Raw genomic sequence first — 14,274 nt, 5'->3', positions numbered from 1 at the left:
AATATCATGGCAATATACAGAAAATAGCAGCTTTTACACCGCTTTGCGCTTAGTTTATTAAAAAAATTATCAACATAGTACGCAGGTTCCCAACATGCTGATAAAGCTTTGTTAAACAAGTAAAAAAATCACCTTTATTCCGACATTTACCACTACTTTATCGAATATGGGTACGGTATTTGACCACTGTAACAATACTTTTATTAATTTTAATTGCTGAAAAAGAAACGTATGGACGACAATTTTTCCCCCAGAGTAAAAGACGTTATAGCATACAGCAAGGAGGAAGCCCTAAGATTGGGGCATGATTTTATTGGCACGGAACACCTGATGCTTGGTCTTTTAAGAGATGGAAATGGCAAGGCCATTAGCATATTGGATGCACTTGATGTGGACCTGGAACACCTTCGCCGAAAGGTGGAAATCCTAAGTCCTGCAAATCCGAACACGGGCACGATGCAGAAAGACAAAAAGAACCTGCACCTTACCCGCCAGGCAGAGCGCGCCCTTAAAACAACCTTTTTGGAAGCGAAGCTTTTCCAAAGCTCATCCATCAATACCGCACACCTCTTACTCTGTATCCTTAGAAACGAGAACGACCCCACTACAAAATTGCTGCATAAGCTGAAAGTGGACTATGATAATGTAAAAGAACAATTCAAATCGATGATCACCAGCGACGACGATTATATAGATTCCCCACAGGCAGAATCCTTTTCGGGTGATGCTGACGATATGGGAGATGGCAAGGAAAGTACCTTCGGTTCCGGTTCCGCCCAAAAAGGAAGCAAAAAATCCAAAACTCCAGTTCTGGACAACTTTGGTCGGGACTTGACCCGTTTGGCCGAAGAGAACAAGTTGGATCCCGTTGTGGGAAGGGAAAAGGAAATTGAGCGGGTGTCGCAGATTTTAAGCCGAAGAAAAAAGAACAACCCGTTGTTGATCGGTGAACCAGGGGTTGGTAAAAGTGCCATTGCCGAGGGATTGGCCCTGCGCATCATCAACAAAAAAGTATCGCGAATCCTGTACAATAAGCGTGTGGTCACTTTGGACCTTGCTTCTTTGGTAGCAGGAACCAAGTACCGCGGTCAGTTTGAAGAGCGTATGAAGGCCGTAATGAACGAGTTGGAAAAGAATGATGATATTATCTTGTTCATCGATGAGATCCACACCATTGTGGGTGCCGGTGGTGCCACAGGTAGTTTGGATGCATCGAACATGTTCAAACCAGCCTTGGCAAGGGGCGAGATCCAATGTATTGGAGCCACGACCCTTGATGAATACAGACAATATATCGAGAAAGATGGTGCCTTGGAACGCCGTTTTCAAAAAGTCATGGTCGAGCCAACATCCGTTGAGGAAACCATTGAAATTTTGATGAACATCAAAGGCAAGTACGAAGACCACCACAATGTCAATTACACCGATGAAGCCATTATGGCCTGTGTAAAATTGACCAATAGGTACATGACGGACAGATTCTTGCCGGACAAGGCCATCGATGCCTTGGATGAGGCCGGTTCACGCGTGCACATCGTAAACATGGACGTACCCAAGCAAATCTTGGAACTCGAAAGCCAGTTGGAAGATGTTCGCGAGTTGAAGAACAGTGTTGTCAAAAAACAGAAATACGAGGAAGCTGCCAAACTGCGTGACGATGAAAAACGTCTTGAAAAAGATTTGGCAACGGCCCAAGAACGCTGGGAAGAAGAAAGCAAACTACACAGGGAGACCGTTACAGAGGACAATGTGGCCGATGTGGTTTCCATGATGAGCGGCATTCCCGTAAACAGGATAGCTCAGACCGAAAGCAACAAACTGGCCAAATTACCCGATTTGATCAAAGGTTTTGTGATAGGTCAGGACGAAGCCGTGGCCAAAGTGGCCAAAGCCATCCAACGGAACAGGGCAGGTCTTAAAGACCCGAACAAACCCATTGGATCGTTCATCTTTTTGGGCCAGACCGGTGTTGGTAAGACCCAGTTGGCCAAGATTTTGGCGAAGGAACTTTTTGATTCCGAAGATGCCCTTATCCGAATCGATATGAGCGAGTACATGGAAAAATTCGCCATATCCAGATTGGTAGGAGCACCTCCAGGATACGTGGGGTATGAAGAAGGCGGACAATTGACAGAGAAAGTACGTCGCAAACCGTATTCTGTGGTTCTTTTGGACGAAGTTGAAAAAGCGCACCCAGATGTGTTCAACATGTTATTGCAAGTGCTTGATGATGGTTTCTTAACCGATAGCCTTGGTCGTAAAATCGATTTTAGGAACACCATCATCATCATGACCTCCAACATCGGTGCCCGACAATTAAAGGATTTTGGACAAGGGGTTGGTTTCGGTACCGCTGCCAAACAGGCACAGGCCGATACCCATCAAAAAAGCGTAATCGAAAGTGCCTTGAAAAAGGCTTTTGCACCAGAATTCTTGAACAGGATCGACGATGTGGTCGTGTTCAATCCTTTGGAAAGGGAAGACATCCACAAAATCATCGATATCGAGTTGAACAAACTCTATGGAAGGATTAAAGAGATCGGGTATGATCTTAGACTTTCTGACAAGGCCAAGGATTATATCGCCGAAAAAGGCTTTGATAAACAATATGGGGCCCGGCCTCTAAAAAGAGCTATCCAAAAGTATATTGAGGATACGTTGGCAGAGGAAATCGTGAACTCAAAATTAGAAGAAGGTGACAGCATTTTTATGGATCTGGATGAGAAAAAAGATGAACTCACCATTAAAATCAAAAAGGCTGAAAAGTCACCTGAAACGGAGAATTAAAATACCTCAACATAACCAAGCTGGCCCATCGGCCAGCTTTTTTTATGACCAAATTTACCATACAAACGATATTTGCGCTTTTAATCTAGATTTTTTCCCTTCGCTCCGCATTACATCTATTTTCGTTAACGAGACACTATAATTACACTTGGGAATGAAATTTACTTCTACAAAGAAGACCGTTGTTGTGCGCGAGTACCGCTTGGATATTGGTACGGTGCAGGTTTATGATGACTACATGGTCTCCTCTTTTGATGAAGGTACTACCATAACGCTGGAGAGAGCCTATCAAATCATCGGTATATCGGAAATACACTTTAGGGACAAGGATTTTGGTTACATAAGCCTTCGTAAAAATTCCTATGCCGTTGACCCCACCATATATAATTATGTGAGGGGATTGAACAACCTCAAGGCTTTCGCCATTGTTTCCAAGAAGGAAATCGATATGCACAACTTCAAGATTGAAAAACTGTTCTACAAAAAGAACATGGAATTTTTCATTGAGTTTGACAATGCATTGGCCTGGGTTAAAAAAAGGTTGAAGAACAGCAAAGGAAAGAACAAGGATTAAACTTCTTCCTGCTGCTCAACTTCGGGCTGCCTGAGCAATTCCATAAACGCGTTCCCAATATTTGCAACAATGGTCGAGGCTTTTAGTGCTTCGTATCCATTTTCGGAAACCCCTAGGTCTCCAGCCAATCCATGTAGATATACGCCAAAAATGGCAGCGTGCAAGGAAGGATATCCCTGGGCCATCAACCCGGTGATCATGCCCGTGAGCACATCGCCACTACCAGCAGTCGCCATCCCTGGATTACCTGTGGTATTTACAAAGCCTTTATCCTTGTAAACCGTAATGCTATGGGCGCCTTTGATTACGACGACCACATTATAATGGGTTGAAAAAGCCTTTACCTTAGAAAGTTTTTCAAAGTCGTCGCTCCATTTTCCAACCAACCGCTCCAATTCTTTGGGATGAGGCGTTAACACTGATAGCTCGGGTACATCCTTCAGCATTTTTGGATTTTGGGCCAAGATGTTCAATCCATCCGCGTCAATGACCATAGGTTTATCCATTGTCTTCAGTAAGGCCGCAAAAGCATTTGCGGTAATTTTATCCACTCCGATTCCCATCCCGATTCCGACTACAGTAGGATCAAAGGGAAAGGAAATCTCCGAAATCATCTTTTCCCCGCCATCGGTCAATACCATTACCTCAGGCAATGCCGTTTGAATGACTTGGTACCCACATCTCGGCACATAAGATGAAACTAATCCACTACCTGAAGTCAAACAGGCATCACTCGCCAATTGAACGGCACCAATTTTCCCGTAACTTCCTCCAACCATAATCGCATGCCCATAATTTCCCTTGTGCGAAAATTTAAGCCGTGGCCGATATAAGGGAAGTACTTCCGGCCTTCCTATCAATTCAAAATCGGTTTCTGTTGTTTGAATATATTCTGGGTCCAGACCAATATCCAATAGCTCCCATTGATTCACAAAAACCCCAGTTTCCGGCAAAAAGAATACCAATTTGGGCGCTTGAAAAGTAAGTACATAACTGGCCCGAATGGCATAATCCGGGTTCCATGGGCACTTATCCGTGGGCAAACCGGATGGAATATCCACAGAAAGCACAAAAGCCTTGGAGTTGTTGATGTGCATGATCAAATTGCCCGCCCAAGTATTAGGCGCGCGGTTCAATCCAATTCCAAATATGGCATCCACTATGATATCATCAGGTGAGATGGGCGGGAGTTCACTTTCACTGTTCAGAAAGTCGGGCCATAGTTTTGCACTCTTCAACCTTTCCAAGTTCAACAAAAAATCCTTGGAACGCTTTTCGCTGAAGTTGACCACATACACTTGAATGGTATACCCATGTTCATGTAAAAGCCGGGCCAATACCAAACCATCACCACCATTATTTCCAATCCCACAAAACAGCCTAAGGGTTACTTGGGTGCCTCTCAACCTAGCATGGATCCACTCAAACAGCTTGGTGGCAGCTCTTTCCATAAGCTCTTCACTGGAGATTTGTTGTTTTTGCATTGTAGATTTATCAGCATCTTGGATTTGGGAAGCAGAAAAAATTTTCATTCAATAAAAAATATGGATGATTCGTAAAGATTTCGCAAAAAATCTCATCATTGATTTGATGAAGTATTCAAATGTACTACATTTATCACCTCATTATTGAATAATGCAAGTAAAACAAACGGATATCGAACTAAGCTGGATGAATGCTTCTTCATCTATCTTCACTATTACCACCACAACCCCTTTGGGGTAAGTCTGCTATATATCATCCGTCCGTTTTTTTGTTCCTTTTACAATTTTATTTTCAATAATATTTCATCATGAAAGTCTTAAAATTTGGCGGCACTTCTGTTGCCAATCCAGAAAACATAAACAAGGTCAAGTCCATTGTAGCAAACCTTGATGATCCAAAAGTAGCCGTTGTCGTATCCGCTTTTGGTGGAGTAACCGACCTTCTCTTGCAATCTTCACAACTGGCTTCCAAACAAGATCAATTCTATAAAAAAGGATTGGAAGAGATTGAGGCAAGACATTTATCCGCCATCAAAGAATTGCTTCCTGTACAATCCCAAAGTGGCGTATTGAGCCAAGTAAAAAGCGACCTGAATGTTTTGGAAACCCTTTTGGAAGGTTGTTACCTGATAGGCGAGTTGACCCCAAAATTATCCGACAAAATTGTCAGCTATGGGGAATTGCTCTCCTCGTTCATCATCAGTGAGTTCTTTAGATCCCAAGGTTTGGATGCCCAATTCAAGGATAGTAGGGAACTGATCATCACTGATGAACAATACGGAAAGGCAAACGTTGATTTTGATAAGACCAACGCCAAATGTCAAGCCTATTTTTCGTCCATAAATCATCGGATTACCGTGTTGCCTGGCTTTGTTTCCTCTAGCAGGATGGGTAATTCCACTACTTTAGGTAGAGGTGGATCGGATTATACCGCCGCCATTATTGCAGCGGCCCAACAAGCCGAAATATTGGAAATATGGACCGATGTAAGCGGAATGTATACCGCCAACCCACGATTGGTAAAACAGGCAAAATGTGTATCGCATATCAGCTACGAAGAGGCCATGGAACTGTCCCACTTTGGCGCAAAGGTTTTGTATCCGCCAACCATTCAACCTGTGTTGAGCAAGGAAATCCCGATTGCCATCAAAAATACTTTCGATCCTGAAAATCCGGGTACCCTGATTGCCAAAAACCACAATGGCAATGGTAAAACAGTGCGAGGCATCAGTCATGTGGGGAACATTAGTCTGCTTTCTTTGGAAGGACCGGGTATGGTGGGCATTCCAGGAATCTCAAAACGCTTCTTTGAAACCCTTTCTTTAAAAAATATCAGCATCGTGCTCATCACCCAAGCCTCATCGGAGCATTCCATTTGTGTGGGTATTGCCGATGACGATGCCGAGGCTGCCACAGAAGCCGTTAATGAAACTTTCGCCTATGAAATTGAGAGCAGAAAGATCAAACCGGTTTTGGTAGAAAAAGACCTGACCATCATTGCGCTTGTGGGGGATAACATGAAGAGCCATCAAGGGTTGAGTGGCAAAATGTTCAGTACACTGGGTAAGAACAACGTGAACATTAGGGCCATTGCCCAAGGCGCTTCGGAACGGAACATTTCCGCTGTCATCAAAAAGGACGACGTTAAAAAAGCGCTCAACTCATTGCATGAAACCTTCTTCGAAGAAAACGTCAAGCAGTTGAACCTCTTCGTAATGGGAGTTGGTAATGTTGGGGCCAAATTTTTGGATCAAATCCGTCAGCAGAAAAAATACCTGAAAGATGAGTTGAAACTCAATATAAGGGTTATAGGAATCAGTAATTCCAGGACCATGGCTTTTGACGAGAACGGTATTGCCTTAAAAGATTGGGAAAGTGTTCTGGCCAAAGGACAACCTGCGGACAGAAATGCATTTTTTGATCAAGTGAAATCCCTCAACTATAGAAACAGTGTTTTTGTGGACAATACCGCAAGCTCCGACGTTGCCAAAACGTATGCGGATTACCTGCGAAACAGCATTTCCGTGGTGACCTGCAATAAAATTGCCTGTTCTTCAGACTACAATTTTTACAAGGAATTGAAACAACTTGCCAAGCAGTACAATGCCCCATTCCTTTTCGAAACCAACGTGGGAGCCGGTTTACCGATTATTGACACCTTGAAACATCTCATTGCATCAGGTGACAAAGTCAGGAAAATCCAGGCCGTCTTGTCCGGAAGTCTCAACTTTGTGTTCAATACTTTTAATGATAGTGTTACCTTTCACGACGTGGTAAAACAGGCCCAGGAACAAGGGTATACCGAACCGGACCCGACTATCGACCTAAGTGGTGTGGATGTAATGCGGAAGATATTGATCTTGGCCCGTGAAAGTGGACACCAATTGAACATCGAAGACATTGAAAATGTATCCTTCTTGCCAAAGGAAAGCTTGGAAACCAATTCCAATGACGCCTTTTTTGAGTCTTTAAAAAAACATGAAGGAGACTTCCAAAAGTTGTACAAGGATGCTGCCGATGTGGACAGTAAATTGAAATATGTGGCGCAATTTGAAGACGGTAAGGCGAAAGTGGGATTGCAAAAAATCCCAAAAGGTCATGACTTTTACAATCTGGAAGGAAGTGATAACATTGTACTTTTCTTTACAGAGCGATATCCGAACCAACCCTTGATCATTAAAGGAGCAGGAGCTGGCGCGGATGTAACCGCATCAGGTATCTTTGCCGATATCATCCGAATCGGAAACTTTTGACCATGGAAGAAATTAAAGTATTCTGCCCCGCCACCATTGCCAACGTCTCTTGTGGGTTCGATGTGCTCGGACTTGCCTTGGATTCTGTTGGGGATGAGATGATCGTAAGAAAAACTGAAGAAAAAGGCATCCGGATTGTAAAGATTTTAGGTCAGGACCTTCCTTTGGAAACGGAAAAAAATGTTTCAGGCGTGGCGGGTTTGGCCCTTTTACAAGAAAGTGATTATAATGGCGGTTTTGAAATCGAAATCGATAAACGTATTAAACCTGGAAGTGGAATTGGTAGCAGCGCGGCAAGTTCTGCTGGTGCCGTTTGGGCCATGAACGAATTACTGGGTAGACCCTTCTCCCCTTTGCAATTGGTGAAATTTGCCATGCAGGGCGAAAAACTGGCCAGTGACGTGGCCCATGCCGATAACGTGGCACCAGCTATTTATGGGGGTTTCACCTTGGTGAGAAGCTATGATCCATTGGACATCATACCCATTCCAACACCATCGGAATTGGTGGCCACGGTAATTCATCCTCAAATCGAAGTGAAGACATCCGACTCCCGGAAAATTTTGAAGACCACCATTTCATTGGAAAAAGGAATCAAACAATGGGGTAATGTGGGTGGACTTATCGCTGGACTTTTCCAAAAGGATTACGACCTTATAGGACGATCGTTACAAGACCATATCGTGGAGCCTATCCGTTCCATTTTGATTCCTGGATTTGACGAAATTAAGGCCAATGCATTGGATACTGGTGCTTTGGGGTGCGGAATTTCAGGTTCCGGACCTTCCATTTTTGCCTTAAGTAAAGGTTTGGAAACCGCTAAATCGGTAGCCGAATCTATGAAAGAAACCTATTCGAAATTTGGGATTCCTTTTGACATCCATATTTCCAAAATCAACACCCAAGGGGTTAAAAAAATTGCATAGTCCCATGAAATTTTACAGTCTGAACAATCCCGATTTACAAGCTTCTTTCAAGGAGGCCGTGATTGCTGGAATCGCTCCTGACAAAGGGTTGTATTTCCCTGAGAGCATTACTCCATTGTCAAAGGATTTTTTTCAAAATATAGAACAGTTATCCAATCATGAGATCGCTTTCAAGGCCATACATCAATTTGTGAACGAGGATATTCCCGATACCGTTTTGAAAGAAATCATCGCGAATACCTTGGATTTTGATTTTCCAGTCGTCCCGGTTGAAGAAAATGTGGCCACTTTGGAATTGTTCCACGGCCCTACAATGGCCTTTAAAGATGTCGGTGCACGATTTATGGCCAATTGCCTGGGTTACTTTTCCCAAGGCGAAAAACAGGATGTCACTGTTCTAGTTGCCACTTCTGGGGATACGGGTGGAGCCGTTGCGAATGGATTTTTGTGTGTGGAAGGAGTAAAAGTGGTTATCCTCTATCCCAGTGGGAAAGTAAGCGATATCCAGGAAAAACAATTGACCACTTTGGGCCAGAACATTGAGGCCATGGAAGTGGATGGCACTTTTGACGACTGCCAACGTATGGTGAAGACCGCTTTTTTGGATACGGAGATCACAGACTACAAAAAGCTAACATCAGCCAACAGCATTAATGTAGCAAGATGGCTACCCCAATTGTTCTACTTTTTGTTTGCGTACAAACAGGCAAAATTCAAAGGAAAGGAAATCGTTTTTTCGGTACCATCGGGCAACTTTGGAAACATTTGTGCAGGCATGGTTGCCCAAAAATTGGGTATGCCCGTAAAACACTTTGTGGCCTCCACCAATGTAAACGATGTGGTACCCAAGTTCATGGAAAATGGGATTTACGAACCTGTTCCGTCTAAAGCGACCATTTCCAACGCTATGGATGTGGGAGACCCAAGCAACTTTGTACGCATCCAACATTTGTACCAGGGAAATTTGGAAAGTCTACGTGCCAACCTATCCTCTTATTCCATTTCGGATGCAGAGACAAGGAAAGCCATGAAAAGCGTGCATTCCAAATCTGGTTATTTGATGGATCCCCATGGAGCTGTGGGTTATCTGGGGTTGAAGGAATATCAAAAGACCCATCCCGATACCTATGGTATTTTCTTGGAAACGGCCCATCCCGTAAAGTTTTTGGATGTTGTGGAAGATACCTTGGGATTGAGTCCCGAAATCCCACCCCAAATCCAAAAAGTGATGGGCAGGGAAAAGAAATCACATCTGATCAAATCATACGAAGACTTGAAAGCCTTTTTATTGACAACTGCTTAATCCAATTTGGGTAATTTGAAATTATCCAGCGGGCTGGGTTGTTTCATCATGGCCTCAATGGCCTCGGTAGTTCTAGGTGCCATGGCGGATAGTACAACCGGTCCATCATTGGTGATCAGCACATCATCTTCGATACGGACGGCAATGCCCCACCATTTTTTATCGCAGTTGCTTCCTTCCGGGATATAAATACCCGGTTCCACTGTAATAACGGTATTAGGCTTGAAAGGTCCGTAAGTGCCATCATCATGCACATCCAATCCCAAATAATGGGAAGTCCCGTGAGGAAAATAAATACGTGTTTCCTTTTCCTCCTTGATGATGCCCAATTTCAACAGACCATCGGCAACAATCTGATACGCTGCCTTGCCGGGCGACTGAAAGGGTGCACCTACGGTACTGGCCTTTATTCCAGCTTCCTGGGCATTGTACACGATGTCGTAAATAGCTTTCTGCTCTGGGGTAAATTTTCCATTGGCAGGAATGGTTCGGGTCACATCGGCAGTATAGCCATGATACTCTGCGCCAAGGTCCATCAGCACCAAGTCATTGCCTACCGTAGTTTTACTGTTCTCGATGTAATGAAGGATGCAGCCATTGTTGCCGCCGCCTACGATGGATGGATACCCTTCATATTCGGCCCCATATTTTTTATAGACGTATTCGTGAACGCCTTGTATTTCGGATTCCGACATATTGGGGTGCATTGCCTTCATCACTTCCATTTGGCCAACGGCGGAAATTTCCACAGCTTTCTTTAACAGCTTGATTTCTTCAGGAGTTTTGGTTTCCCTCAATTTGGCCATGGCCATTGGCAACACCTTGGAATCGAGATTAGATGACTGTTGGATAACCAGTACTTTGTTCTTGATTTCCTTTCTCATGTCTTCATTGGCCGCATTCACAAAATCATTGAGAAATTCATCTTCCTGCAAATTGGGATAACGGTTCATATATTTCTCCACGGTTTCTACCAATTCATCAGTTTTGGAGCCATCATCAGCAGAAATCATGCTGTATAGATCATTTTTGATGGGATTGTAATCCGAAGGATAATTTGCTTTTTTCTTAAAAGTTTTGATCAGGTCAAAAAGATCAGCATTGCCGGATTGATCACGGTAATCATTTTGAAAATCCACAAAAGAGACCACATCAAAAGAAGCAAAATCAACGGGAAAATGTTCAAATTCCTTCCCATTGAAGACCATATCAAAGCCCAATTTTTCCTTTACCCCTTCAACACCCAATCGTTTTCCAGTCCATTGCTCCGCCCTGGCATTTCTTTCCTGCACATAGATAATCTCATCAAACTTTTTGCCCGAAGCATCCGTTTGAGTTTCCGAAAACAGTACCAGCACTGCGTTCGGTTCTTTGTAACCTGTCAAATAATAAAAGTTAGGATCTTGATGATATACGAAATCCACATCATTGGCCCGGTTTCGTTCGGCATTGGCAAATAACACCACGGCAGTGTTGGGTGGTAATAATTTACGGACCTCATCCCTTCTTTGTTTATGAAAATCGGCAGATAAATAATCGGTTGGAGTACCTTGGGAAAAACCCATGGACATAATGGATAGCACCAAAAGTGTGCTGAAAAGGACATTTTTCATCAAAAACGATATTTGGATCAAAATACAAATTTTAAAGCGAAGCCTTTGTTAAAAATGGCTTCCTATTTTTATGGAAATCATAAGAACTTTGAAGGTTTGATTCCTTAATTAATTATCTAAATTTGCCATGCTTAAAAATCTAAGAAATGAAAAATACAGCACTTTTTGAAACCCATAAGGCTCTTGGTGCCAAAATGGTTCCTTTTGCAGGTTACAACATGCCTGTTTCCTATGAAGGTGTGAATGCCGAACATGAAACCGTCCGCAAGGGTGTAGGGGTGTTCGATGTTTCGCACATGGGCGAGTTTTTGATCGAAGGACCCAAGGCCTTGGAGCTTATTCAAAAAGTGACGACCAACGATGCATCCAAATTAACCATTGGAAAGGCGCAATACAGTTGTTTGCCGAATGAAACCGGTGGTATCGTGGATGATCTTATTGTTTATCGCGTTAAGGAAGAAACCTATCTCTTGGTGGTGAATGCTTCCAATATTGATAAGGACTGGAACCATATCTCCAAATACAACGAAAGCATTGGAGCCGATATGAGGAACCTCTCCGATAATTATTCCCTATTGGCCATCCAAGGTCCTAAAGCTGTGGAAGCTATGCAATCCTTAACTTCTGTGGATTTGTCAGCTATCAACTTCTACAATTTTGTGGTGGGCGATTTTGCTGGAATCGATTATGTTATCATATCGGCCACGGGTTATACGGGATCTGGCGGATTTGAAATATATTGCAAGAATTCCGAAGTACAACAAGTTTGGGACAAGGTAATGGAAGCTGGAGCTAGCTTTGGAATAAAACCCATTGGGTTGGCGGCTAGGGATACGCTTCGCTTGGAAATGGGTTATTGCCTTTATGGAAATGATATTGAAGATACCACTTCACCCTTTGAGGCCGGATTGGGCTGGATTACCAAATTCACCAAGGATTTTGTGAACAGCGAAGCCTTGGCCAAGGAAAAGGAAACAGGTCCCAAAAGAAAATTGGTGGCCTTCCAAATGGAGGAAAGGGGAATTCCAAGACACGGATATCCCATTTTGGACAAAGACGGAAATGAAATCGGAGTGGTCACTTCAGGAACCATGTCCCCCTCCCTATCGCAAGGGATTGGAATGGGTTATGTACCTGCGGAACATGCCAATTTGGGCACTACCATTTATATCAAGATCAGGATCAACAAAGTACCTGCAACCTTGGTAAAATTGCCCTTTTATAAAAATAGCTAATCGCGTTTGAACAAAAAGAAGATATTGATATTGGGTGCGAGTGGATTTGTGGGTAATGCCATCTACAAAGAACTCTGCTCCTATTTCGACACGTACGGCACCTATTATACCAACCGTTCCTTTTCTTCCAACCAACAATTTTTCAGGTATGACCTGGAAGAAGATGATGTTTTCCAAATTTTGGAAAAAGTGCACCCCGATGTAATCATTTCATCACTCAGGGGAAATTTTTCGGCCCAAATACAGGCGCATCAACATATGATGGAATATTTGATGCGTTCCAAGGCAAAACTCTATTTTATTTCCTCCGCCAATGTTTTTGATGCCTATAGCAAGTTCCCTTCGTACGAGTACGACAAAACTTTGTCCGAAAGTGTATATGGCCGCTTGAAGATCAAGATCGAAAACATGATGATGCGGATGCCGGCAGAAAAGACCGGGATTTTAAGAATTCCCATGGTTTTTGGGAACGCATCCCCACGAATCAGGGAAATCAAAACAAGTTTGGAGCAACATGAACCTATTGAGGTATTCCCAAACCTGATCATCAATGTGACCAACGATGATAAATTGACCCAACAGATCCACTATCTGATCAATCGGAACAAGACCGGCATCTATCATTTGGGTAGTAGCGATCTGATACAACATGAGGAATTCATCAAGGAAGTGATTAAACGAATGGGAAATTATCATCCCATTTTCAAAAGGGTCTACACCACTAATGAAGATCGATATCTAGCTGCCTTGCCCAAGTACAACAAGCTTCCTAAAAATTTATTGGTCAGTTGCCAAGAGGTGATAGACCATCATATTCCTGTCTGATGATTTAGCTTGACAAGGGTGCTTTTTTTGCTAAATTTGCCATCCATAACATCAATATTACATGGGAAGAGCATTTGAATTTAGGAAAGCACGGAAAATGAAGCGTTGGGCGGCCATGTCCAAAGCCTTCACTCGTATTGGTAAGGATATCGTAATCGCCGTTAAAGAAGGTGGACCCGACCCCGATGCCAACTCCAAGCTACGTGCCGTGATCCAAAATGCCAAGGCGGTGAACATGCCCAAAGAAAATATTGAAAGGGCTATAAAACGTGCATCCGACAAAAGCCAAGGAGACTATAAAGAGGTACTTTTTGAAGGTTACGCCCCTCATGGTATCGCTATATTGATCGAGACCGCAACGGACAACAATACCCGTACAGTAGCCAATATTAGAAGCTATTTCAATAAATGTAACGGAAGCTTGGGCACTTCAGGATCAGTGGAATTCATGTTCGACCACACCTGCAACTTTACCGTAAAGGGAGAAGATTTGGATCCAGAGGAACTGGAATTGGAATTGATCGATTTTGGTGCGGAGGAAGTTTTTGTGGACGAGGATGGTATCCATATTTATGCCCCGTTTGAAAATTTTGGCTCTTTACAAAAAGAATTGGAATCCAGGGAGATTGAAATCATTTCTTCTGGGTTTGAACGTATTCCCCAAGTGACCAAAGAGCTCTCCGAAGAAGAAATGGCGGATGTGGAAAAACTTTTGGAAAAAATTGAAGAGGATGATGACGTTCAAAACGTGTATCATTCTATGCAGGAGTAACC

10 protein-coding genes are annotated in these 14,274 nt (G+C 43.2%); 8 read left to right on the top strand and 2 right to left on the bottom strand.

The genetic code is table 11. The annotated features are described in order from the left end of the window. The first annotated feature begins 231 nt into the window (after positions 1–231). Positions 232–2,787 (top strand): ATP-dependent Clp protease ATP-binding subunit, encoded by a 2,556-nt coding sequence (locus tag D2U88_RS13225; protein WP_119641076.1) that lies wholly within the window; start codon positions 232–234, stop codon positions 2,785–2,787. Positions 2,788–2,941: 154 nt separating this feature from the next. After that, entirely contained in the window at positions 2,942–3,361 is a 420-nt protein-coding gene (locus D2U88_RS13220; protein ID WP_119641044.1) for an STAS/SEC14 domain-containing protein, read from the top strand. On the opposite strand, the gene D2U88_RS13215 is transcribed toward D2U88_RS13220, so the two are convergent. Further along, on the bottom strand, positions 3,358–4,893 hold the full coding sequence (locus tag D2U88_RS13215; RefSeq protein WP_119641043.1) for an NAD(P)H-hydrate dehydratase: 1,536 nt from the start codon (positions 4,891–4,893) through the stop codon (positions 3,358–3,360). The genes D2U88_RS13220 and D2U88_RS13215 overlap by 4 nt on opposite strands. 260 nt (positions 4,894–5,153) lie before the next feature. On the opposite strand from D2U88_RS13215, the gene thrA reads away from it, so the two are divergent. The 3 genes from thrA to thrC are packed head-to-tail and all read left to right on the top strand — an operon-like array spanning position 5,154 to position 9,827. Continuing rightward, positions 5,154–7,598 (top strand): bifunctional aspartate kinase/homoserine dehydrogenase I, encoded by a 2,445-nt coding sequence (thrA, locus tag D2U88_RS13210; RefSeq protein WP_119641042.1) that lies wholly within the window; start codon positions 5,154–5,156, stop codon positions 7,596–7,598. Positions 7,599–7,600: 2 nt separating this feature from the next. Beyond that, positions 7,601–8,524 carry a homoserine kinase gene (locus tag D2U88_RS13205; RefSeq protein ID WP_119641041.1) on the top strand — a complete coding sequence of 308 codons (924 nt, stop codon included), beginning with the start codon at positions 7,601–7,603 and terminating at the stop codon, positions 8,522–8,524. 4 nt (positions 8,525–8,528) lie between these two features. Continuing rightward, positions 8,529–9,827: a threonine synthase gene (gene thrC / locus D2U88_RS13200; protein WP_119641040.1), complete on the top strand. Its 1,299-nt coding sequence runs from the start codon at positions 8,529–8,531 to the stop codon at positions 9,825–9,827. Here the strand turns inward: thrC and D2U88_RS13195 are convergent. After that, a complete protein-coding gene (locus D2U88_RS13195) occupies positions 9,824–11,440 on the bottom strand; it encodes an aminopeptidase P family protein (protein ID WP_119641039.1) in 1,617 nt (538 codons plus the stop codon). The genes thrC and D2U88_RS13195 overlap by 4 nt on opposite strands. Before the next feature lie 146 nt (positions 11,441–11,586). On the opposite strand from D2U88_RS13195, the gene gcvT reads away from it, so the two are divergent. The 3 genes from gcvT (at position 11,587) to D2U88_RS13180 (ending at position 14,272) form a co-directional block, all read left to right on the top strand. Continuing rightward, a complete protein-coding gene (gcvT, locus tag D2U88_RS13190; RefSeq protein ID WP_119641038.1) occupies positions 11,587–12,675 on the top strand; it encodes a glycine cleavage system aminomethyltransferase GcvT in 1,089 nt (362 codons plus the stop codon). Between the two features lie 6 nt (positions 12,676–12,681). Beyond that, positions 12,682–13,500: a sugar nucleotide-binding protein gene (locus tag D2U88_RS13185; RefSeq protein WP_119641037.1), complete on the top strand. Its 819-nt coding sequence runs from the start codon at positions 12,682–12,684 to the stop codon at positions 13,498–13,500. Positions 13,501–13,561: 61 nt separating this feature from the next. Continuing rightward, on the top strand, positions 13,562–14,272 hold the full coding sequence (locus tag D2U88_RS13180; RefSeq protein ID WP_119641036.1) for a YebC/PmpR family DNA-binding transcriptional regulator: 711 nt from the start codon (positions 13,562–13,564) through the stop codon (positions 14,270–14,272). Positions 14,273–14,274 lie beyond the last annotated feature (2 nt).

It is taken from the genome of Flagellimonas aequoris, from assembly GCF_003584165.1.
GTDB lineage: Bacteria > Bacteroidota > Bacteroidia > Flavobacteriales > Flavobacteriaceae > Flagellimonas > Flagellimonas aequoris.
Note: the sequence above shows the minus strand (reverse complement) of the source record. Positions and strands in the feature narration are given on the sequence as shown.